This is a genomic window from Pseudarthrobacter sp. MEB009, from assembly GCF_030208875.1.
In the GTDB taxonomy this organism is placed as follows: Bacteria; Actinomycetota; Actinomycetes; order Actinomycetales; family Micrococcaceae; genus Arthrobacter.
In genome coordinates this window covers 33300-54504 of sequence record NZ_JARVTC010000007.1, presented here as the reverse complement: position 1 = coordinate 54504, position 21205 = coordinate 33300, and the positions used below count along the sequence as shown (strand labels likewise).

Sequence of the window (21205 nt, the reverse complement as noted above, 5' to 3'; positions counted from 1 at the left end):
GCTGCCAGGTCCCGGGCGCACCCCGCCGGGTGCCGCCGTCGTCCGCGTTTTCACGAAACCCCGGCAGTGACGTAACCGACTGCCGACTCCCGGCCGTGAAGTCTAAACTGGACGAATGACTACAGCAGCTACCCCTTCTGTCGGCCTGGTCGGATGGCGCGGCATGGTGGGCTCCGTCCTCATGCAGCGCATGCAGGACGAGGGCGACTTCGCCAACATCAACCCGGTGTTTTTCTCCACGTCGAACGCAGGCGGTGCCGCCCCGTCCTTTGCGGATGGTGCCGGCAAGCTTGAGGACGCGTTCGACGTCGACACGCTGGCCAAGCTGCCCATTATCGTGACCGCCCAGGGCGGGGACTATACCAAGCGGGTCCACAGCGAGCTGCGCGGCCGCGGCTGGGACGGCCTCTGGATCGATGCCGCCTCCACGCTCCGGATGAACGATGATTCGATCATCGTCCTGGACCCAATCAACCGCGATGTGATCGACAAGGGCCTGGTCAACGGCACCCGCGACTTCATCGGCGGCAACTGCACCGTGTCCTGCATGCTGATGGGCCTGGGCGGGCTGTTCAAAAACGGCCTGGTGGAATGGGGCACGTCCATGACCTACCAGGCGGCGTCCGGCGGCGGTGCGCGGCATATGCGCGAACTGCTCAGCCAGTTCGGCACGCTCAACGCCGAGGTCAGCACCGAACTGGACGATCCGGCATCGGCGATCCTCGAGATCGACCGCAAGGTCCTGGCGCACCAGCGCACCGACATCGACGCCACCCAGTTCGGCGTGCCGCTGGCGGGCTCCCTGATCCCCTGGATCGACGCCGATCTGGGTAACGGGCAGTCCAAGGAAGAGTGGAAGGCCGGGGTGGAGACCAACAAGATCCTGGGTACCGCCGAGGAAAACCGGATCATCATGGACGGCCTCTGCATCCGGATCGGCGCCATGCGTTCCCACTCCCAGGCGCTGACCCTGAAGCTCCGCGAGGACCTGTCAGTAGCTGAGATCGAGTCGCTCCTGGCCGCCGACAACGAGTGGGCCAAGGTGGTGCCCAACACCAAGGAGGCGTCCATGGCGGACCTGACTCCGGTGGCCGCGTCCGGCACCCTGGACATCCCGGTGGGCCGGATCCGCAAGATGGAGATGGGGCCGCAGTACATCAGCGCCTTCACCGTGGGCGACCAGCTCCTCTGGGGCGCCGCCGAGCCGCTGCGCCGCATGCTCAACATCGCCACCGGCAACCTGTAGCCCCGGTTTCTGCGGCCCTGTCCCGTGTGGACGGCCTTGGGCGGGGCCGCTCAAACGGGTTTGAGCCGCCGGTAGTGGTCAGCCTGCCAGGAAGTCCCGGTAGCGATTGGCAGCCTTCACCAAGGCCGCCTTCGCTGCCGGACCGAGGGACCTGACGGGGTCAAAAGGTTCAGGAACGACGGCGGCACCCGGCCCAGTACCTGCCAGCGCCCAAGTACCGATCACCTCTCCCCCGGCCACCACTGTCTTTTTGAACACCCCGTTGCCGCCGGGCACGATCCGGTCCGCGTACTCCGGGGGAAGGACCAGGCTGCGGTCCTGGTAGCCCAGCAGGAACTCGTCAAAACCCGGCAGCAGCAGCAGGGAGCGCCCGCCCGGGATGCCGCTGTCCAACAGTGACGCAGTTTCCGGCGACAGCCAATACTCCGTCCCGCCGAACTCCAGCGGAACCAGTTGGCTCCGGATTCCTGCCAGCGCTGCCCGGACTTCCGTCAGCGGGATCTGCGTCCACCAGGCAAAGTCGCGGACCGTTGCAGGCCCGTGGCTGCGCAGGTACCGGAGCAGGAACTCCGCCACGGCCTCCGGCCGGGAGAGCCGGCGCGAGACCGGGATCCAGTCGTCAAAGGCCACCAGCAGCTGCTGGTTTCCGGCCAGCGGGCCCTGGACCAGCCAGCCGTGCCGGCACAGCGTCCCCAGGAGGTGGATCCCCCGCTGGCCCTGCGTGGGCTGCCCTGCGGCCTCGAACTCCTTGAACAGGTCCGTGCGGCTGACCGGCCCACCCGCGCTGATCCGTGCCAGGGCAGCGTCGCGGGACTTTTCAATATCCCGCCAGGTGATATCCAGCTCCCGGAACCGGGCTGCGATGCTGCGCGTCAGTTTGTCGGCGGTGAGCTCCAGCATCCAGCCCAGGTCCTCGGGCGGCACCAGGTGCAGGGTGCCGCGCATGGGCCAGGACCGGACCACGGTGCCGGCGTTCAGCGCTGCCCGCACATCATTCAGCCCTGCGCCGGGTACCCGGACCCCCACAGCCCACATGGCCGCCGGCAGGTCCTGCGCCTGCATGGCCGTCATCCAGCGGACCGCGTCCGGGACCGTGGCAAAACCGGTCCCGCCCGCGCCGGGCGCCGGGCCGGGAGCCCCGGCCAGGCCCTGGGCGGCGAGCCGCAGCCTGCCCATTTTCCTGCCGTCCAGCCGGTACCCCGCCGCTGCTGCCATGGCCCCATCCTAGGCATGCGCCGGACCACGCGGCGAGGGGCACCTGACTTGGACAGTTAGGCTGGACGTATGACTTTGGGGAGTTTGTGGCTTTTGCTTGCGCGCCGGACACGGCTGTGGATGGCGGGCGGGACGCTGGCCGTCCTGGCGGGGACGACGCTGGGGCTGCTTTCCCTGGCCTCATTTGTGGACAGCGGCACGTCCGAACCGCTGGCGCTGCTCCCCTCCATGGCCCTGAGCCTTGGCGGCGGCTACGCGGTGCTTTTCCCCGGCATCAGCGCCAGCCGCTGCAACGTCCGGATCCACCGCAACTGGCGGAGGCATCCGCGGACGGGCAGGTTCCTGTGGATCCTCTCGCTGGCCGTTGCCGTGGCCGGCCTGGGCACCTGCATCGCTGCCGGGACAGTGAATCCCCTGGCCCCCGGCGTCCTGGTGTGGATGTTTATGGGCGTCTACCTGGCCCTGGCCGGCTGGGCCACGGCCATCATCGGCGCCTCGGCCGCCGCCCGGCAGGACCAGCCGGAACCACTGCGTGCCGGAGCTAGAGTTCCAGGCCGATAAGCAGCGGCTCGGGGTGCAGGGCAATACCAAAACGGCGTTCGACGCCGGCCCGCACCTCGCGTGCCACGGCCACCATGTCCGCGGCGCTGGCTGCGCCGCGGTTGGTGATGGCCAGCGTGTGCTTGGTGGACAGCGACGCCCGCCCGCCGGAGACACCTGAAGGGTCCAGGCCGAAGCCCTTGCCGAAGCCTGCCTGGTCGATCAGCCAGGCAGCGGAGAGCTTGACCAGCCCGCCCTCGCCCGCAGGGTACCGGGGAGCATCGGCCGGCAGTGCCGCTGCGAGGTCCGCAGACACGATGGGGTTGGTGAAGAAGGAACCTGTGGAGGAGGTGTCGGGGTCGGCCGGGTCCAGGACCATGCCCTTGGACGCGCGCAGCCGTAGGACCTCACGGCGGACGTCGTTGGCGTAGGCGCGCTTGCCCGGTTCCACACCCAGCGCACCGGCCAGTTCCGCGTAGCGGATGGGGGCGCTCATCCGGCCCAGGGGCAGCTGGAACTCCACTGTCAGCACCACGTAGCGGGGCGAGCCGTTAACGGTGGTCTGCTTGAGGATGGAGTCCCGGTAACCGAACTTGAGTTCGGAGCTGGTGAAGGTCTGCACGGCGTTGCGCTGCCGGTCCCAGGTGCGCACGGCGGCGATGGTCTGGGACACGTCCGAGCCGTAGGCACCCACGTTCTGGACCGGCGTCGCGCCCGTTGAGCCTGGAATCCCGGCCAGCGCCTCGATCCCGGACCAGGCGTGCAGCACCGCGTGCCGGACCAGGGCGTCCCAGTTGTGGCCCGCCTGCACCGCCACTGCCACGCCGCCGCAGGAGTCCTCGGCGTTGACCGTGAACCCCTCCGACGCGATCCGGAGGACGGTTCCGGGGAACCCGTCGTCGGACACGAGGAGGTTGGAGCCGCCGCTGATGATCAGCAGCGGGGCGCCGGCGGCATCTGCGGTGCGGACGGCGTCGATGATCTCCGCCTCGGTGCGGGCTTCAATGAAGGTGCCGGCCGGGCCGCCGACAGCGGCCGTGGTGAGCTGGGAAAGCAGGGTGGGAGTCACCCATCCACAATACTAGGGAAAGTCAGGCGGCCTTCCGGGCCACGGGTGAGAGCACAAAGCTGACCACCAGCACCACCATCACGGCGAGCAGGGAATGCAGGATGCCCACATGTTCGGCCAGCAGGCCAAGCAGCGGCGGGCCGCACAGGAAAGCCCCGTAACCGATCGTGGACACCACGGAGACCCTGGCGGCGGCCTTGGCGGGGTCGTCGGCAGCGGCGGACATTCCCACCGGGAAGCCCAGCGACGCACCGAGGCCCCAGATGGCCAAGGCCACGTACGCCACCCACGGGACCGGGGCGAAAACGAACAGGCCCAGGCCGAGAACCGCCATCGCGGCGCACCAGCGCATCACCGGCACCCGGCCGTACCGGTCAAGGACCAGCGTCCCGGCGAACCGGCCAATGGTCATGAAGGTGACGAACAGGCCGTACCCGGCTGCACCGGCCGCGTCTGACTGGTGGTGGCCGTCCGCGAGGGCCAGGGCCACCCAGTCGCCGGCGGCACCTTCGGCCAGCGCCAGCCCCAGCACCATCACGCCGAGCAGCAGGGTCCGCCGGTCCCGCCAGGCCTGGGCGATCTGCCGTTTGCTGTCCAGCGGTGCGTCCACCGGCTCCGGCTGGCCGGCCGGGGCGAGCACCGGGATGGGCCCTGTGGCGGGATCGCCGAAGCTGTCCGCCGCATAGGTCCGCTCCCCCGCTACGGGGGTAATGTCGGCACGGAACCAGGACGCCGCCGTCGCCACCGAAACGGCCACCACCGCGCCGGCTGCGGCCAGGTGCCAGAACACGGGAACGGAGATTGCGGCCGCCCACGCGCCCAACCCGGCGCCCGCCACGGTGCCCAGGCTGAACGCACCGTGCAGCCGGGGCATGATGTGCCGTCCGAGGGAACGTTCGACGGCGGCCCCCTCCACGTTCGAGGCGGTGTTCCAGCTGGCTGTTCCCAACCCGATCACTGCCAGGCCGGCGGCTGTAGCCACGGGGCTGGCCAGCACGGAGGTCCCGAAGCCGGCCAGCAGCAGCCGCAGCCCACCATGATGCTGCCTGTCCGGATGGTGCGTTTGGATCCCAGCCTCAGCACAATCAGTCCCGATGCAGAGACTGACACAAACGAGCCCAGGGTCATGCAGAGCAGGAGCAGGCCGATGTTGCCTGGTGTCAGGTCCAGGCCGTCGCGGATGGCAGGGAGCCGGGACACCCAGGACGCGAAGGCCAGGCCGCTGGCGCCGTACGCCACTACAACGGCGTTGCGCCAGGAGCTGACCTGGGTGGTGGTGGCTTCGGTGGTCAAAGCCGTCGGCTCAGGAAACCCGGACGACGGCCTGGGCCTTCATCAGGACTTTCTGTCCGGCGGCGGTGACGGTGAGGTCCACGCGCGCGGTGCGGGCCTCGGCGTCGAGCTTTCCGATGGTGCCGGTGACCTCGATGGTGGCCCCGGCGTCGGCCGTGCCGGTGGTGTCGGTGACCACCACGGGCTTGGTGAAGCGGGTCTGGAAGTCCATCACGGCGGCGGGGTCGCCGGCCCAGTCGGTGACCAGCTGCACCACGGCGCCCATGGTGAACATGCCGTGCGCGATCACGCCGGGCAGTTCCACGCCGGTGGCGAAGGCTTCGTTCCAGTGGATGGGGTTGAAGTCGCCGGACGCGCCCGCGTATTTGACCAGGTCGGTGCGGCTGACCTCAAGGGTGCGGCTGCCGATTTCCTGGCCGGCGCTGAGTTCGCTGAAGGTGGGGCTCATGGTTACTGTCCCTCTCCGCGGACCAGGATGGAGGATGTGGTGGTGGTGACCTGTTCGCGGCCGCCTGCTGCGTCGAGGGCGAAAATCTCGGAGCGGGTGGTCAGCATCGCGCCGCCGCCCATGGCCCGGACGCCGTCCACGTGCAGTTCCGCGACGAGCCGGTCACCCGCGAAGATGGGCCGGTGATGCGTGAAGCGCTGGTCGGCGTGGACCACGCGGGTAAAGTCGATGCCGGCCTCCGGGTCCTCGATGAGCTGGGCGTCGGCGCGCTGGGCGATGATGATGGCGAACGTGGGCGGCGCCACCAGGTCCGGGTGGCCCAGGGCGGTGGCGGCGTCAACGTCAAAGTGGGCGGGGTGGGTGGCCTTGACGGCGCGGGCGAACTCGCGGATCTTCTCGCGGCCAACGTCGTACACCTCGGCGGCAGGGTAGCTGCGGCCCTGCAGGTCCGGATTGATAGTCATGGACTCCAGCCTATCGCCAGCCCGGCGGCAGGCCCGTCAGCGCCGCAGGTTCCGGCGGATCGACTGGCCGCGGACCACCATGGCCACGATGTGCAGGACCAGGCCCAGGCCGATCACCGGCAGGGACGCGGTGGCGAGGCCCTGGTTGCCGCTGGTGTTGCCCACCAGGTTCAGGACGATGCCGATGGCGATGAGTCCCATCGCGCTGAAGACCATGACTTTGTAGGAGGTGGGCGCCGTGGCCCAGAATTCGTTCAGCACCGTCCCAGTTTACCGGGCCTTGTCAGAACAGCTGTTCCTGGATGGCCGGGACCTCGGAGGCAAAGCTGCCCAGGACCACGGTCCGGGCCGCGAGCCTGCCAAGGTTCACCACAAAAGCGGCGTCCGAACCCGCCAGGTGCGCCAGGGCGTTGGTCCCGCTCAGCCCGGCCAACCGGAAGCCGTGCCCGCCGCCGTCCAGGGGGTGCGGATAGGCGTGCCGGGGCGTCGCGGCGTAGAGGGGCGCGGCCTGCGCCGGCCGGATCCACCGCTCCGCCACAGGGGTGTAGGGCTCGACGGCGGCGCGCGCCAGCAGGGTCCGCACCTCACCGGCGCGGCGGGCGTTGATGGCGTCGATCTCCGGCGCGGCCAGCGGCTGGAGCAGCGCTTCGGTTTTGGCTGCGGACCGGATCTGCTGGGTGAGGGCCAGGTCCGCGGTGACCTGGTCCTCCAGGACGCGGACGGCCCGGCCATCGGCCGTGTGGGCTACGTAGCGGGCTGCGACGGCGCCCTGCTCCGCCAACCGGTTCCACTTCCGCGGGCCGGAGGCGGTGCCCACTTTGGTGGCGCCGCCGGCGAAGGTGGCCACGTACAGCCAGTGCTCCTGCATGAGGTAGCTCCGCAGCCCGGGCGGGACCCGGCCGCCGCGGTGGAAGTCGTGGATCAGCCGGGAGTCGTCCAGCATAAAGCACTGCCCGCACTGTTTGCCCTTGGTGGCCGGGCTGGCCTTGGCGCAACGGACGTGCGTGCGTGATCCGGCGGAGTGGACCACCTGGTGGCCCAGGCAGAACCGGCCCGGAGCCGCGACCCGGAAACCGAGCCTGCTCCCCGGAGCCAGCCCCACGTTGCGGAAGTCCCCCTCCGGTGACTGCAGGCGCAGGACCGGAGTGCCGCCGTCGGCCGCTGTTCCGGTTGCCGGCGGCCCATCCCAAAAGACCCCGTGGACCAGGTACGGGGCCACGGGGTCTTGGGAAGGTGCGGTGGAGGGCATTACAGCGCCGGCTGCACCCCGAAGGCCACGGCGAGCTTCATGATCTTTTCGGCGCGGCCCAGGCGGGGCAGGTCGGAGCCGTCACGGATGACGCGGCCGTTGGCCTCGAAGTCGTTCATGAAGTCGGTGGCCCAGGCGACGTCCGACGGGGTGGGGCTGATGACTTCGTTGATGACGGGGGTCTGGTCGATGGCCAGGCAGAGCTTGCCGGTCATGCCCATCATCACGGTGATCCCGGTCTGCTCGCGCAGGATGGGGTGGTTGGTGCCCACGGTGGGACCGTCGATGGGGCCCGGCAGGTTGCCCACGCGGCTGGCCACAACAAGCTTGGCGCGGGGGTAGGCCATGGCTTCGGCAGTGGCTGCCATGCCGGTGTCGCGGCGGAAGTCGCCGGAGCCGAAGGCCAGGCGGAAGGCGCCCTGGGCCTTGGCGATGTTGTTGGCTTCCTCGATGCCGATGGCGGATTCCACCAGCGGGATCACCGGGGTCTTGCCGTCCATGCGGTGGAAGCTTTCGGTGACCTGGTCCGCAGATTCGGTCTTGGCGAGCATAACGCCCAGCAGTCCGGGGGTGCCGCGGAGGCCGGCGAGGTCATCGGCCCAGAACGGGCTGGTGGCATCGTTGATGCGGACCCAGGCTTTGCCGCCGCCGGTGAGCCAGTCGATCACGTGGCCGCGCGCCTGGTCCTTCTGCGAAGGGTCAACGGCATCTTCAATATCCAGGATGATCGAGTCGGCCCGCGACACCGCGGACTGGTCGAAGAGCTCGGTCTTCATGGCGTTGACAAGCAGCCAGGAGCGGGCGATTTCAGCGGGGATATTCCGTTCGGACCTTACGGTTTCGGTGGAAATGGTAGACGTCATGCCTCTACCGTATCTGGCGGGGGGCGCCCTGCGCGAAGCATTATGGGCCCGCGGACCGACCAATACGAACAAAACCGAATGTGACCGGCGCGCCACCCAACTGACTCGCAGTTGTTGTCGTTATGGGCGGTCAAAACGACAACAAGTGCGAGTCAGTTGGGGAGGGTCAGGGGATGTTGCTGCCCCGCGCAGTGACCCACAGGCCGTACCACTGCGCCCGGGTCATGGCAGCCGCCACCCGGGCCGCGTCGGCGCAGGCCTGGATCCGGGCCGGGTTCACCGTGCCGATCACGGGTGCGATCCCGGCCGGGTGCTTCATCAGCCAGCCCAGCAGGACGGACTCCCCCGTGGTGTCCAGTTCCGCGGCAAGGTCCGCCACGAGTGCTGCCGTGGCCAGGTCCGCCGGGCTGGCATCCGCGGGTGCGGCACCCGTGTACAGCCCACGCGCCAGGGCACCGTAGGCCTGCAGGGTCACGCCGTGGGCGGCACAGTATTCCAGCGTGCCGCGCGGGAAGCTGTAGGCCAGGTCCTCCGGATGGTTGACCAGCACCTGGCTTTCCAGCCAACCCCGCGCCAGCAGGCTCAGCTCCAGCTGGTTGGCCACCACCGGGGTGTCCAGCCGGTCCTGCAGCGCACCGATCTGCGCCCCGGACATGTTGGACACCCCCAGGTGCCGGACTTTCCCTTCTGCCATCAACTGCCCGACGGCGGCCGCCACCTCCGCGGGGTCCGCCAGCGGATCCGGGCGGTGCAGCAGCAGGACGTCGACGTAGTCCGTCTGCAGCCGGGCCAGGCTGCCGTTGACCCGTTCCAGGATGGCGTCCCGGCTCAGGTCGTAGTGCGTTTCCAGGCCGCGTTCGTTCAGCCTGATGCCGCACTTGGTCTGCAGCCGGATCCGGTCCCGCAGGCCCGGCGTGGCGGCCAGGACCTCGCCGAACACCTGCTCGGACTTGCCGTTGCGGTAAATGTCGGCATGGTCGAACAGCGTGATGCCAGCAGCCAGCGCGGCCTGGACGGCAGCGGAGGCCTCCGCTACCTGCTCCGGGCCGTACGGGTCATCGGACCAGCTGCCGCCCAGACCCATGCAGCCGTAGATCAGTTCCTGCATCAGGCTCCCCGCCGCCGGCGCACAGCAGGCATCAGCGCAGCCAGGCGGTGGTGTTGGCGGGCAGCTTGCCGTCCTCGAGCGGGCCGCTGGCCACCAGCACGGTACCGGCGGGAAGGTCGACGGCGGTATCCCCGAAGTTGGTGACCGACTGCCAGCCGCCGGGACGGCTGAAGTGCAGCACCTCCTGGTTGCCGGTTTTGTGCCAGGTGAGTTCCTCGGCACCCTGGAGTTCGCGGCGGAGCTTCAGGGCGGTCCGGTAGAGCTCCAGCGTGGAGCCGGGGGTGCCGTCCTGGGCCTCCACGGCGTAGGAGCTGAACCAGTCCGGCTGCGGCAGGTGGGCGCCGCCGTCACCGAAGCCGAAGGAGGTCCCCTCCACCTTCCACGGCAGCGGGACGCGGCAGCCGTCGCGACCAATCTCCACACCCTTGTTGCGGAAGAACGTGGGGTCCTGGCGCTCGGCGTCCGGAATGCCTGCCACTTCCTGCAGCCCGAGTTCCTCCCCCTGGTACAGGTAGGCGGAACCGGGAAGCGCGAGCATCAGCAGGGTCGCGGCACGGGCCCGGCGCTCACCGAGGGCCATGTCCAGGTCTGCTTCCGGTCCGCCGGCCAGGAGCCAGCCCTTGCCGTCCTGGCCCTTGGCGTGGTCTTTGCCCTTGGAGACCTGCGGCAGGCCGTAGCGGGTGGCGTGGCGGACCACGTCGTGGTTGGAGAAGACCCAGGTGGAGGATGCGCCGGTGGCCTCGGCCTCGGCCAGGTTCCGCGTGATGATCGCCTGGTATTCGTCGGCGTCGAAGTCGGCCTGCAGGAGGTCGAAGTTGAAGGCCTGACCCAGTCCTTCCGGGCTGGCGTAGCGGGCCCTGCGGGTGGCGTGCACCCAGGCCTCGGCCACAGCGGTGCGCGGCGGGTTGTACTCGTTGAACACCGCACGCCATTCGGCGTAGATCTCATGGACTTCGTCGCGGTCCCAGAACGGGTGCGAGCCATCCGGGAACCCGTCCGTGCCCGAGTTTGCCTCGGAGAGGTCCGCCTTGGCGATCAACGGTTCGGTCAGGTCCTTGGTGAGGGCATGCGCCACGTCCACGCGGAAGCCGTCCACGCCACGGTCAGACCAGAACCGGAGGGTCTTCAGGAAGTCGTCCCGGATTTCGCGGTTGGACCAGTTCAGGTCGGGCTGCTCCTTGGCGAAGATGTGCATGTACCACTGGCCCGGGGTGCCGTCCGGTTCCGTGATGCGTTCCCAGGCGGGGCCACCGAAGACGGAGTCCCAGTCCGACGGCGGGAGGTCGCCGTTTTCGCCCAACCCGTCGCGGAAGATGTAGCGGTCGCGGGCGGCTGAACCCTTGGGAGCGGCAAGCGCCTCCTGGAACCATACGTGCCGGTTGGACGAGTGGTTGGGGACGATGTCTGCGATCAGCTTGATGCCGGCGCCGTGCAGGGCAGCGGACATTTCGGCGAAGTCCGCCAGGGTGCCCAGCTTCGGATCCACATCGCGGTAATCGTCCACATCGTAGCCGCCGTCAGCGAGGGCGGAGGGATAGAACGGGCTCAGCCAGACGGCGTCGATGCCCAGTTCCTTGAGGTAGGGAACCTTGGCCGTGATGCCTTTGATGTCCCCCAGCCCGTCACCGTTCGAATCCGAAAAGCTGCGCGGATAGATCTGGTACACGGACGCCTGGCGCCACCAGTTCGCGTCAGTCAGGCGATCGGAGTCGGTCAGGGTTGCCAGCGTGGCGGTGGTGGGCAAGGGAGGTTCCTATTCTTAAGTGGGGGTTATGTGGTGGCTTTGCCGTCTCTTCGGACAGTACCTATCCGCGGGCGGGCTGTAAACCATCGGGAAACGGCTTAAGGACGCGGGCCGGGCCCTGGCCAGAGTCAGCACCATCCCGCGGCCAACGATTTATTTTGATTCTAAATTTAGTTGTTCAAGTATTATGGCGGGCAGGCAATCGGAAGGTCAAGACGATGATGGACAGCACAGCGGCGACGCCCCAGCTGCTGCGGCGCGTCAGCTCCGGAGCAGTCCTCGGTTATATGCGCGCCTCGGCCGCCGTGACCGTCACCGAGATCATGGCCGCCACCGGCCTGACCCGGGCCACGGCCATCTCCGTGTGCGACGAGCTGGTCCAGCGCGGCTGGCTCCGGGAACTCGAGAACCAGCGCGCCCACGGGGACTACCGCAAAGGCCGGCCTGCCCGCCGCTTCGAGCTGGATGAACAAGCCGGCTGCGTGCTGGGCATGGACGTAGGTATCTCCAAAGCCACCGTGGTGGTGGCCGATCTCCGCGGTAACGTCCTGGGCCGTGCCACCTCGGCCTTTGCCGGGGCGGAAATCTCCGCCGGGGAACGCATCGCCGTCATTGACAGCACCGCCCTGCGGGTTCTCGAGTCCGTGGGCGCCACCCCGGACTCGGTCTTGGCCGTGTGCGCCGGCATCGCCGCCCCCGTGGACCGCCACGGTGAGGTGTTGCTCAGCCAGCGGTTCTGGGGATTGTTCGACGTCGGGCTCCGCGACGCCCTGCGCGACCGGCACGGCTGGAAGGTCCTGCTGGAAAATGACGCCAACCTCGCGGCACTCGGCGACCGGTGGCGCGGGGCAGCCATGGGCGTGGAGGACGTGGTGGTCATCCTGGGCAGCGAGCGGCTGGGCGCCGGCATTGTGGACGGCGGGCGGCTGTTGCACGGCCTGTCCGGCGGCGCCGGCGAGCTGGCGTTCCTGGACATGGTGGAAGGCGTGGGCGACACGTTCGGCATCGCCGCCCTCGCCAGGGACTGGGCAGCGGCGGAATTGGCCGCCGGCGCCAGCACCAGCCTGCGCCGGCATGCCGGCGCGGAGCAGGTTTTCGCCGCCGCTGCGGCGGGGGACGCCGTGGCGGTACTAATCCTGGACCGGATCGCAGACCGGATGGCCCGGGTGGTAGGCGCCGTGGGCACATTCCTGAACCCCGAGCTGGTGGTCATCGGCGGTGCCGTGGCCGGCTCGGCCGGTGTACTCCTGGCCCCCATCACGGAGCGGCTGGCGGAATTCACCGCCACTCCCCCGCGGGTGGCCGTCTCGCCGCTGGGCGACGCGATCGTCACCGTGGGTGCTGTGCGCTGCGCCCTGGACCATGTGGAGTCCAACTCCCTGGACCTGGAGCTGGCGGCAAACATCGGAGCCTGAGCCCGCCCGGGCCTCATTCGATCAAGTCCTATTCGGGCATGATCATGGTGCGCAGGTCCAGCTGCCGCAGCACCCTGTCCGCCACTTCCGGATCCATGTCCGGCTCGTTCCGGGCCAGCACCACTTCCTGCCGGGCCGCGTCCAGGGCGATGGTCTGCACGGCGATGGCCAGCTCCCGCCCACGTTCGCGTTTGTCCGCCAGCGGCTCGTTGCGCAAACTGCCGTCCAGCAGTTCGGCGTGCAGCCGCTTCATCCGTTCCCGGACCAGTGCCACCTTCTCCGGCGGCAGGTCCTTCATCAGGTCGTGCTGCTTCAGGGCAGCGACGGCGGCCGTCTGGGCCCGCTTGGCCAGCACCCGGGCGGCGTCCCGCTCCTCGGATCCGTCCTGGGAGGCGTTCAGCACCCGCATCAGCCACGGCAGCGTCAGCCCGGGCAGGACCAGGGTGGCCAGCAGCACGGCGCAGGCAATCACCAGCAGGTGGTCCCGGGCCGGGAACGGCGTCCCGTCCGCCAGGGTCAGCGGCAGGGCCAGGGCGAGTGCCAGGGTGGCCAGGCCACGCATGCCGCACCAGGTGAGGATCAGGACTTCCTTGGCCGAAGTGGGTTGCAGCAGGTTCTGCCGTTTCCGGGCCCCCATGGCCAGGATGGCCAGCCACAGGAAACGGGCAGCAAACACCAGGACGCAGACCACGGCGGCCACCCCCAGCATCCCGTAGATGGCGGACCCCTCGGCGTGGATGACCTGCCGGATCTCCAGCCCCACCAGCCCGAACGCCAGGCCCGTGACCAGCAGTTCCACCACGTCCCAGAACGCGGTCCGGGTGACCCGCTCAGCGGCGTCCTGCGGCCGGGAATGCCGCTGCATCTCCAGGGCCGTGACCACCACGGCGATCACACCCGAGGCGTGCACCTCCTCCGCGAGGATGTAGGCGGCAAACGGCACCACCAGGGTGACGGCGGTGCGGGCCACCATGGAGGTCACCAGCCTGGTGACCAGGGCAATCAGCCAGCCCATGGCGACGCCCACCACCACCGCAAGTGCCGCACCGATCACAAACTGCAGGACGACGTCGGGCGATATCCGGGTGCCGCCCACGGCAGCAGCCACGGCGGCCTGGAAGATGACGATGGCGGCGGCATCGTTGAAGAGGCCTTCACTCTGCAGGACGGTGATGAGCCGGCGTGGCATGTGGACCCGGCCGGCCACGGATTCAACGGCGACCGGGTCGGGCGGGGCCACCATGGCGCCCAGGGCGATCGCGGCGGGGATGCCGATGCCCGGGATCATCAGCCACGCGGCGCCGGCCACCACGGCGGTGCTGATGACCACCAGGGCCACCGCCATCATGATGAGTGTCCGCCAGCGGACCCGGAAAACGGCCCACGAACTTCGCTGGGCGGTGGCGAACAGCAGGGGCGGCAAAAAGATCGGCAGGATCAGTTCCGGCGCGATGTCCAGGTCCGGGAACCCCGGGATGAACGTCAGCCCCACGGCGAGCAGGAGCATCAGGACCGGGTAGGGAAGTCGCAGCCTGTCGCCCAGTCCCACAGCGAGCACCGTGGCCAGCAGAAGTCCGATGATAAGTGCCAACTGGCCCATGTGCCCACTTCCTGCAGCCGGGGCTGCCTGCAGGCGGTGGAACCTCCGGCCGCCCCGTCCACCCTATCCGCCGGGCCGGGGCGCCGGTGGTTAGTCCACCGACTCCAGCGCCGAGGACACGGGCAGTGAGCCGTCACGGAAGCTGATGGTCCGCTTGGCCGTTGCGGGCAGGTCCAGTACGGCGGCCGCGACGATGGCCACGTTGGTGCGGGACGTGTCGCCGCCGCCCTCGGGATCCGGATCCACCTCGATCCGGCCGGTGCCGGGGCCTTCAGTCAGGGTGCCGGGGCCCAGGATGGTCCAGGCCAGCTCCGTGCCGCGCAGGTATTCGTCAGCGTCCGCCTTGGCCTCGGCGTAAGCGAAGAAGCTGTTGCTTTCGGGGACGCCGTGGTCCTTGCCGGCGCCCAGGTAGGACACCATGACGTAGCGGTCGACGCCGGCCTCCGCCGCCGCGTCCATGGACCGGATGGCGGCATCACGGTCCACCGCATAGGTCCGTTCCGGGCTGCCCCCGCCGGCCCCGGCGGACCAGACCACGGCGTCAAGGCCCTGGAACGCGGCGGCGAGGTCCGCCGTCGTCGAGTTTTCAACGTCAAGGACCGACGGCGTTGCGCCCGTCGCCTCGACGTCGGCGCCATGGTCGGGGTTGCGGATGAATGAGGTGACGGTGTGGCCTTCGGCCGCCAGGAGGGTGGACAGGTGGAGGGCCACTTTGCCGTGGCCGCCGATGATTGCGATTCGGGTCATTGACCCATTCTGCCCTCAGGGACGGACAGCGTAGCGCAGATAAAGTACGCCGCTGGCGAACCGCCGCTGTTCCAGCAGCTCAAACCAGGCCGCCAGGCCTGCGGGCAGGAACGGCAGCCCGCCGCCCACGGCCACCGGAACAATGAAGAACCGGCATTCGTCCACCAGCCCGGCTGAGAGCGCCGCACCGGCAAGGGTGGGCCCGCCGATGCCGATGGTCCCCTCCGTGGCGTCCTTGAGCCTGCGGATGTCGTCCGGGCGGAACTCCCGCTCCAGGTGGGTCCGGGCGGTGGTCACGGCGTCCAGCGTGGCCGAGTACACGGTTTTGTCCGCCGCCTGCCAGATCCGGGCGTAGTCCTGGATCTGGGGTGCATCCGCCGGGCCGCCCATGTCCTCCCAGACCGACATGACCGCGTACATGCGGCGGCCAAAGAGGTAGGTCCCCACCTCCCGCTCAAGGTCGTTGATGAAGGAGTGAACCTCGGCGTCCGGGGCGCCCCAGTCGAACTTGCCCTGCCGGTCCGCGGTGTAGCCGTCCAGGGAGGCGATGGTGGAGTAGATCAGCTGGCCCATGCGCCCATTGTGCCCGCCTCAGGCCCTGCGGGCCATCACCAGCTGCTGGGCCAGGGTCCAGGCGTTCGAAGCCGTCCAGTACACCAGCACTCCGAGATGGAAGTACACCCCGCCCACGGCGAACACCAGAGGCAGGACAAACAGCAGGCGCCGTTGCAGCCGCCCGGCCGGATCCAGGGCACTGCCAGGCAACGCCCTGGAGAGGACAGCACGCTGGGCCAACACCTGGCAGGCGGCCATCACCACGATCATGCCCACAGCAAGCAGGGCAACGGCGCCTGCCGCACCGCCACCATGAAGGAGGGACGCGGACAGCGGAGCACCGAAAATGGCGGCGGCATCGAACTGGACCACTCGCGCGGCGTCCAGCGCTGCGAGTCCTGCCCCGCTGCGTGCTGCAACGGGGATCCCGGACAGCACCTGGAATGCTGCCAGGAAGAAGGGCGCCTGGAGCAGCAACGGCAGGCACGCCGCAAACGGATTGGTGCTGTGCTCCTTGTAGAGCGCCATCTGCTCCTTTGCCAGCGCCTGCCGGGAGGCCGGATCCGTGCGGCCAGCATAGCCGTCCTGGAGGGCTTTCAGCCGTGGCTGCAGTTCTCGCATCCCCTCCTGCGCCCGGACCTGGGCCAGGAACAAGGGAAGCAGAACCGCCCGGAGCGCCAGCACCACACCGATGATGGCCAGGGTCCACGTCCAGCCGCTTTCTGCCGGCAGCCCCACGGCGGCCAGGCCGTCGTGAAAAAGCAGCAACGCGCCGGATACAAGCCACCTGAACGGCGCCAGCACCGCATCAGCAAAGTCCACCCAGTCCCCCCGCCGCCGGTTGCTGCCAAGCTACTGCGGATCCGGGCGCTTGTCACGGCTGCGGCTCCGGCCGGACAGCAAAAACCCCCGGCATCCTTGACGGATCCGGGGGTCTTGTCCTGTAGCGGTGGGGAGGCTCGATCTCCCGACCTCACGATTATGAGTCGTGCGCTCTAACCAACTGAGCTACACCGCCACGAATGAGAAAAACCTGCGCCAAGCCGGTCAAAACCGCCTTGACACAGGCCCTCATTCAGAGCCCCCCACCGGAATCGATCCGGTGACCTCGTTCTTACCAAGAACGCGCTCTACCACTGAGCTAGGGGGGCAACGAAGAAATACTCTACCGGAAGTTTCAGCTCCCAACAAATCGGCATCGGGACCCGTCCCCCGGGTCCGCAACAGTCGCGCCGGCGGCCTGCCTTGGGCCCGCTTTCCGCGCCAATACAGGCGTTCGGGACCGCTGGTGGCGCCCCGCACCGACGTGCCGCGCCGTCAAAAGACGTCCGACGGCGGCGATCCGGCCGCGGGATGTGGCGAGCCACACACCGAGCCGCCGGGTGCCCGTGCCCCGGCACCCGCGCGGCAGGGCGCCGTCGGCCGCTTGAAGATCTGGTTTAACGCAAAAGGATGGGCCGGCTCGAAAGCCGGCCCATCCTGGCAGCGTCAGACTAGCTGGCGTTTACCACTTGCCCTTGCGGTTGAAATCGCGCTGGCCGCCCTCGCCACGCGGCTTGCGTGAACCGTCGCCGTGGCCGCCGAAGCGGGAGTCGCTGGCCTGGCCGCGGCTGGCACCGGACTCGGAACCGAAGGAGCTCTGCGAACGCTCGCTGTACGTGCGGCCGCCACGGTCAGCGGAGGAGCGCTCGCCGTCGTTCTTGCGGAAGTCCTTTTTGAACCCGCCGTTGCCCTTGAAGTTTCCGCCGCCGCTGCCGCCGCCGGAGTAACCGCCGCGGTCGCCGCCACGGTTGCCCTGGTACGCGCCTCGCTCGCCGCCGCCGGACGGCTTACGTCCGTTGTCCAGTTCGAGGTGGATCAGCTCGCCGCCGATCCGGGTGCGGGACAGTGCCTTCAGCTGGTCGGCGCTGAGGTCTGCGGGGAGCTCCACCAGGGAGTGGTCCGAGCGGATGTCGATGCCGCCGATCTGTGCGGAGGAGATGCCGCCTTCGTTGGCAATGGCGCCAACGATCGAACCGGGCATAACGCGCTGGCGGCGTCCCACGGCGATCCGGTAGGTGGCGTTGCCCTCGGTGAGGGTGCGGGTGGGGCCGCGGGAGCCGAAGCCGTCCTTGGCGCGTTCGCGCTTCTGGAACTCGGGAGCTGCGGGCAGTTCTTTGACCAGGAGCGGCTGGCCGCCCTGTGCCATAACGGCCAGTGCAGCGGCGATCTCCGCTGCCGGCACGTTGTGCTCTTCCTCGTAGGAGGAGATCAGGTCGCGGAAGGCCGAGACGTCCTGCGACGCCAGGGTTTCGGTGATCTTTTCGGCGAACTTGCCCAGGCGCAGGGTGTTGACCGTCTCGGCGGTGGGCAGGTGCATCTGCTCCACCGGCTGGCGGGTGGCCTTTTCAATGGACCGCAGCAGGTACTTCTCGCGCGGGGTCATGAACAGGATGGCGTCGCCGGAGCGGCCTGCACGGCCCGTGCGGCCGATGCGGTGCACGTAGGACTCGGTGTCGTGCGGGATGTCGTAGTTGACCACGTGGCTGATGCGCTCCACGTCAAGCCCGCGGGCGGCGACGTCGGTGGCCACAAGGATGTCGATGCGGCCTTCCTTGAGTGCGTCAACGGTGCGCTCGCGCTGCTGCTGCGGGATGTCACCGTTGATGGCGGCGGCCTGGAAGCCCCGCGCCTTCAGCTTGTCGGCGAGGTCCTCGGTGGCCATCTTGGTGCGGACGAAGGCGATGACGCCGTCGAACTCTTCAACCTCGAGGATGCGGGTCAGGGCATCGAGCTTGTGCGGGCCCATGACCTGCAGGTACCGCTGGCGGGTGTTGGCGCCGGTGGTGGTCTTGGACTTCACCGAGATCTCGGCCGGGTTGTTCAGGTACTGCTTGGACATCCGGCGGATCTGGCTCGGCATGGTGGCGGAGAACAGAGCCACCTGGCGGTCCGAGGGGGTCTGCTGGAAGATCTGCTCAACGTCCTCGGCGAAGCCCATGCGGAGCATTTCGTCGGCTTCATCCAGCACCAGGTACTGGAGTTCGGACAGGTCCAGGGAACCCTTGGAGATGTGGTCGATCACGCGGCCGGGGGTACCCACAACAACCTGGGCACCGCGGCGCAGGCCGGCAAGCTGCGGGCCGTAGGCCGAGCCGCCGTACACGGGCAGGACGGTGAAGTCGTCGATGTGCTTGGCGTAGGAGGTGAAGGCTTCGGCAACCTGGAGCGCGAGCTCGCGGGTGGGTGCCAGGACCAGGGCCTGGGTCTTGCGGGACGGGCCGTTCAGGTCGTGCAGTTCAGCAAGGCGGGACAGGGCCGGCACTGCGAATGCTGCAGTCTTGCCGGTACCGGTCTGCGCCAGGCCCACAACGTCGCGGCCCTCGAGCAGCAGCGGGATGGTGGCGGCCTGGATGGGTGAGGGCTTCTCGTAGCCAACATCCTGCAGGGCGGCCAGGACGCGGCCGTCGATGCCGAGGTCGGCGAACTTGATGCCGTCCTCGTCGTCGCCGGCTTCCGGGGCGGCGGCGGGGGCCTCTTCGGCGACGGGAGCCTGAGCGGCCGGCGCTTCTTCAGCAGCCGGCGCTTCTTCGACGGGTGCCTGTGCAGCCGGAGCCTCTTCGGCAGCGGGTGCTTCTTCAGCGGCCGGTGCCTCTTCGGCGGCCGGTGCTTCAGCAGCCGGTGCTTCTTCAGCGGCGGGGGTGTTCAACGCGGGGGCGTCGCCGGCTTCGATGAAGGTGGCAGCGGCGTCGACGTGTTCGTTGTGATTTTCGGGCATAGGGAAGTGTTCCTCATCCATAGGGGGCCAGGCGGCACAACCCGAGGTGAGCGGAGCCGCAGTGCGTGTGACACGATGCGGCCGGGCAAACGTTGACCGGCCGGTCACTGGAAGTCCGGCGCTTTCGCAATCCCGTGGCAGGACTTCCCGCTGCATCTCTTGGCTGCTATCCCAGCAGTCTGTACAGCGTTTTCTTTAGCCGGCTCTCCCTATGAAAATGCCCGCATCGCTTGCGCGGGCCCCAACACTTGCCAGTCCTGCCTCAAAAATTGGGCAGGAATAAGGGATTTCCGGAGTGGGGGATATTTCAAGTGTACGGGACGGACCCGCAGGTACGGTAATCAGCGGGCACGACGGCGCCGGTGAGCTTGGCCACACGGCTGCGGCAGGGTCCCGGCGCAGCCCGCCGCCCCGCCTCACGCCCGCGAGATGGCACTTCGCGGCAATGTCCGGCGCGGACATTGCCGCGAAGTGCCATCTCGCGCAGTGGAGGGGGGCGGAGTCAGGACGAAAGCTGCCGCTGCAGCGCCTCGAACTTCTTCCTGAACTCGGGCTGCTGGAGCCGGATCTCGCCGTCGGCGTCTGCATCCTTCAAGGCCTCCATGGCCTCGGCGTCCGGCGCGCTGAACCACTGGCCCACCGTGATGCCGTGGGTGGGGATGAAAGTGCGGTGGATGTGGTCCCCCGCCTGGATGGTGCCGGTGCGGAGGACCCGGAGGTACGCGCCCACCCGGCCCGCCTCGGTGAACCGCTTGACGAGCCGGGCCTCGCCCAGGCGCCGCTGGAACGTGGCGCAGGGCGTGCGGGGGGAGGTAACCTCCACCTCAACATCCAGGCCGATCTTCCAGCGTTCGCCGATCACGGCTCCGGTGGCGTCCAGGCCCGCCACCCGCAGGTTCTCGCCGAAAACTCCGGGCGGCATGTCCCGCTGCAGCTCGTCTGCCCAGAAGTCAGCGTCCGCCTGGGAGTAGGCGTAAAGGGCCTGGTCCGGGCCGCCGTGGTGGACCCGGTTGGCCTGGATGTCGCCCTGCAGGCCCAGCCGGTGGACCTTGACCGGGCCGTCCGCCGCCCGCTTGTCGATGGCAGTCACGCCAACACTTGAAGCGTCGGGCAGGAGCTGATGGACTCGGCACACGGCAAGGAGGGACGGGGTTTCCATGGCTCCAGTGTAGGTCCCGGCAACTATGGGCAGTTCTCCCCTGTTTCCTGCTCGCCGCCTGAACCCCCAGGGACTACGCTGATTTCAGGATTGCTATTGGGGGTGCAGCGCTGTGCCCGTTTCGCGTGGACTACAGAGGGGGACCATTGGACCCGAACAAAGATCCGGAACCCGGCCAGGCTGGTGGCGGCGACGCCCAGGCCGGCAAGGGCAGCTCCCCCAAGCCACCGCCGTGGCAGGTCCCCAAGCCTGAGCTTCGCCCCGACCTGCTGAACGAACCCGTGGCCACGGTGGACCCGTTTGCGCAGGACCGGGAGAAGGAAGCCAAGGAGGGCGCCGCCCGCAAGAAGCGGTCCCAGCGGCGCACCGTGGTGGTGGGCCTGGGCGTGACCGCGCTGCTGGCCGGCACCATCACCGCCGTGGTGGCCAGCAACCAGGACGATCCCGAATACGCGCAGGTCTGCTTCAACGACGAAACCGGCGAGCGCGTGGAGGACAGGAGCTGCGACAGCTCTGCCGGCCGCAGCGGCGGGATCTACGCCTGGTACTTCTACTCCCGGGGGGCCACCGTCCCGTCGGTGGGCCAGAACCGGTCCACCGCCCCCAACTACACGCGCACCGTTCCCAGCGGCGCCAAGGCCGCCACGGGCTACAAGTCCAGCGGCGGGACCGTTGACCGGGGCGGATTCGGCACCTCCGCCAAAAGCGGCGGCACCAAAGTGGGCGGCTGAAC

General features: G+C 68.8%; 19 protein-coding genes, 2 tRNA genes and 1 pseudogene. 4 read left to right on the top strand and 18 right to left on the bottom strand.

Going from position 1 to position 21205, the window contains the following annotated elements:
• Window positions 1-115: 115 nt before the first annotated feature.
• Window positions 116-1246, top strand: a complete 1131-nt coding sequence (gene asd, locus QRN07_RS06100; protein ID WP_050685324.1) for an aspartate-semialdehyde dehydrogenase — start codon at window positions 116-118, stop codon at window positions 1244-1246.
• 78 nt (window positions 1247-1324) lie between these two features.
• Here the strand turns inward: asd and QRN07_RS06095 are convergent, their stop codons facing one another.
• Window positions 1325-2461: a winged helix DNA-binding domain-containing protein gene (locus tag QRN07_RS06095; protein ID WP_285240629.1), complete on the bottom strand. Its 1137-nt coding sequence runs from the start codon at window positions 2459-2461 to the stop codon at window positions 1325-1327.
• 69 nt (window positions 2462-2530) lie between these two features.
• Between QRN07_RS06095 and QRN07_RS06090 the strand changes: the two genes are divergently transcribed.
• Window positions 2531-3022, top strand: a complete 492-nt coding sequence (locus QRN07_RS06090) for a hypothetical protein (RefSeq protein ID WP_285240628.1) — start codon at window positions 2531-2533, stop codon at window positions 3020-3022.
• On the opposite strand, the gene QRN07_RS06085 is transcribed toward QRN07_RS06090, so the two are convergent.
• The 9 genes and pseudogenes from QRN07_RS06085 to QRN07_RS06045 all read right to left on the bottom strand — a co-directional run bounded on the left by QRN07_RS06085 (window position 3003) and on the right by QRN07_RS06045 (window position 11239).
• Window positions 3003-4070, bottom strand: a complete 1068-nt coding sequence (locus QRN07_RS06085; protein WP_285240627.1) for a UDP-N-acetylmuramate dehydrogenase — start codon at window positions 4068-4070, stop codon at window positions 3003-3005. The two genes, QRN07_RS06090 and QRN07_RS06085, sit on opposite strands and share 20 nt — an antisense overlap.
• A 22-nt stretch (window positions 4071-4092) precedes the next feature.
• A pseudogene (locus QRN07_RS06080) lies at window positions 4093-5363 on the bottom strand (MFS transporter).
• A 10-nt stretch (window positions 5364-5373) separates the two neighbouring features.
• Window positions 5374-5811 (bottom strand): MaoC family dehydratase, encoded by a 438-nt coding sequence (locus QRN07_RS06075; protein WP_050685329.1) that lies wholly within the window; start codon window positions 5809-5811, stop codon window positions 5374-5376.
• 2 nt (window positions 5812-5813) lie between these two features.
• Window positions 5814-6275 carry an FAS1-like dehydratase domain-containing protein gene (locus QRN07_RS06070; RefSeq protein WP_056596926.1) on the bottom strand — a complete coding sequence of 154 codons (462 nt, stop codon included), beginning with the start codon at window positions 6273-6275 and terminating at the stop codon, window positions 5814-5816.
• A gap of 36 nt (window positions 6276-6311) precedes the next feature.
• Window positions 6312-6536, bottom strand: a complete 225-nt coding sequence (locus QRN07_RS06065; protein ID WP_056596925.1) for a DUF3188 domain-containing protein — start codon at window positions 6534-6536, stop codon at window positions 6312-6314.
• A 22-nt stretch (window positions 6537-6558) separates the two neighbouring features.
• Window positions 6559-7524 (bottom strand): DUF2797 domain-containing protein, encoded by a 966-nt coding sequence (locus QRN07_RS06060; RefSeq protein ID WP_285240626.1) that lies wholly within the window; start codon window positions 7522-7524, stop codon window positions 6559-6561.
• Entirely contained in the window at window positions 7524-8387 is an 864-nt protein-coding gene (locus tag QRN07_RS06055; protein WP_050685332.1) for an HpcH/HpaI aldolase/citrate lyase family protein, read from the bottom strand. Before QRN07_RS06055 ends, QRN07_RS06060 begins: the two co-directional genes overlap by 1 nt.
• Before the next feature lie 166 nt (window positions 8388-8553).
• Window positions 8554-9495, bottom strand: coding sequence for an aldo/keto reductase (locus QRN07_RS06050; RefSeq protein WP_056596924.1), 942 nt, complete (start codon window positions 9493-9495; stop codon window positions 8554-8556).
• A 31-nt stretch (window positions 9496-9526) separates the two neighbouring features.
• Window positions 9527-11239, bottom strand: coding sequence for a glycoside hydrolase family 13 protein (locus QRN07_RS06045; protein WP_285240625.1), 1713 nt, complete (start codon window positions 11237-11239; stop codon window positions 9527-9529).
• A gap of 218 nt (window positions 11240-11457) precedes the next feature.
• Here QRN07_RS06045 and QRN07_RS06040 point away from each other — a divergent pair, with 218 nt between their 5' ends.
• On the top strand, window positions 11458-12654 hold the full coding sequence (locus QRN07_RS06040) for an ROK family transcriptional regulator (RefSeq protein WP_285240624.1): 1197 nt from the start codon (window positions 11458-11460) through the stop codon (window positions 12652-12654).
• 28 nt (window positions 12655-12682) lie between these two features.
• On the opposite strand, the gene QRN07_RS06035 is transcribed toward QRN07_RS06040, so the two are convergent.
• From QRN07_RS06035 to QRN07_RS06000, 8 genes are all read right to left on the bottom strand, one after another.
• Window positions 12683-14254 carry a Na+/H+ antiporter gene (locus tag QRN07_RS06035; protein ID WP_056596919.1) on the bottom strand — a complete coding sequence of 524 codons (1572 nt, stop codon included), beginning with the start codon at window positions 14252-14254 and terminating at the stop codon, window positions 12683-12685.
• 90 nt (window positions 14255-14344) lie between these two features.
• Window positions 14345-15001, bottom strand: a complete 657-nt coding sequence (locus QRN07_RS06030) for an SDR family oxidoreductase (RefSeq protein ID WP_050685337.1) — start codon at window positions 14999-15001, stop codon at window positions 14345-14347.
• 15 nt (window positions 15002-15016) lie between these two features.
• Entirely contained in the window at window positions 15017-15574 is a 558-nt protein-coding gene (locus tag QRN07_RS06025) for a dihydrofolate reductase family protein (protein WP_285240623.1), read from the bottom strand.
• An 18-nt stretch (window positions 15575-15592) separates the two neighbouring features.
• The gene (gene yidC / locus QRN07_RS06020; RefSeq protein WP_285240622.1) at window positions 15593-16378 is read right to left on the bottom strand and encodes a membrane protein insertase YidC; all 786 of its coding nucleotides are present in this window, start codon (window positions 16376-16378) and stop codon (window positions 15593-15595) included.
• A 122-nt stretch (window positions 16379-16500) separates the two neighbouring features.
• Window positions 16501-16574: transfer RNA gene (locus tag QRN07_RS06015), tRNA-Met, on the bottom strand.
• Window positions 16575-16635: 61 nt separating this feature from the next.
• A tRNA-Thr gene (locus QRN07_RS06010) sits at window positions 16636-16707 on the bottom strand.
• Between the two features lie 353 nt (window positions 16708-17060).
• Window positions 17061-19313, bottom strand: coding sequence for a DEAD/DEAH box helicase (locus tag QRN07_RS06005; RefSeq protein ID WP_157407661.1), 2253 nt, complete (start codon window positions 19311-19313; stop codon window positions 17061-17063).
• A gap of 502 nt (window positions 19314-19815) precedes the next feature.
• On the bottom strand, window positions 19816-20472 hold the full coding sequence (locus QRN07_RS06000; RefSeq protein ID WP_050685340.1) for an MOSC domain-containing protein: 657 nt from the start codon (window positions 20470-20472) through the stop codon (window positions 19816-19818).
• Between the two features lie 146 nt (window positions 20473-20618).
• Here QRN07_RS06000 and QRN07_RS05995 point away from each other — a divergent pair, with 146 nt between their 5' ends.
• Window positions 20619-21203, top strand: a complete 585-nt coding sequence (locus QRN07_RS05995; protein ID WP_050685341.1) for a hypothetical protein — start codon at window positions 20619-20621, stop codon at window positions 21201-21203.
• Window positions 21204-21205 lie beyond the last annotated feature (2 nt).

Bases quoted from the DNA above. Each gene is read 5' to 3' on its own strand.
- QRN07_RS06050 (WP_056596924.1), bottom strand. From the start codon at position 9,495: ATGCAGGAACTGATCTACGGCTGCATGGGTCTGGGCGGCAGCTGGTCC.
- asd (WP_050685324.1), top strand. From the start codon at position 116: ATGACTACAGCAGCTACCCCTTCTGTCGGCCTGGTCGGATGGCGCGGC.
- QRN07_RS06005 (WP_157407661.1), bottom strand. From the start codon at position 19,313: ATGCCCGAAAATCACAACGAACACGTCGACGCCGCTGCCACCTTCATC.
- QRN07_RS06030 (WP_050685337.1), bottom strand. From the start codon at position 15,001: ATGACCCGAATCGCAATCATCGGCGGCCACGGCAAAGTGGCCCTCCAC.
- QRN07_RS06055 (WP_050685332.1), bottom strand. From the start codon at position 8,387: ATGACGTCTACCATTTCCACCGAAACCGTAAGGTCCGAACGGAATATC.
- QRN07_RS06025 (WP_285240623.1), bottom strand. From the start codon at position 15,574: ATGGGCCAGCTGATCTACTCCACCATCGCCTCCCTGGACGGCTACACC.
- QRN07_RS06060 (WP_285240626.1), bottom strand. From the start codon at position 7,524: ATGCCCTCCACCGCACCTTCCCAAGACCCCGTGGCCCCGTACCTGGTC.
- QRN07_RS06070 (WP_056596926.1), bottom strand. From the start codon at position 6,275: ATGACTATCAATCCGGACCTGCAGGGCCGCAGCTACCCTGCCGCCGAG.
- QRN07_RS06095 (WP_285240629.1), bottom strand. From the start codon at position 2,461: ATGGCAGCAGCGGCGGGGTACCGGCTGGACGGCAGGAAAATGGGCAGG.
- QRN07_RS06075 (WP_050685329.1), bottom strand. From the start codon at position 5,811: ATGAGCCCCACCTTCAGCGAACTCAGCGCCGGCCAGGAAATCGGCAGC.
- QRN07_RS06040 (WP_285240624.1), top strand. From the start codon at position 11,458: ATGATGGACAGCACAGCGGCGACGCCCCAGCTGCTGCGGCGCGTCAGC.
- QRN07_RS06000 (WP_050685340.1), bottom strand. From the start codon at position 20,472: ATGGAAACCCCGTCCCTCCTTGCCGTGTGCCGAGTCCATCAGCTCCTG.
- QRN07_RS06090 (WP_285240628.1), top strand. From the start codon at position 2,531: ATGACTTTGGGGAGTTTGTGGCTTTTGCTTGCGCGCCGGACACGGCTG.
- QRN07_RS06035 (WP_056596919.1), bottom strand. From the start codon at position 14,254: ATGGGCCAGTTGGCACTTATCATCGGACTTCTGCTGGCCACGGTGCTC.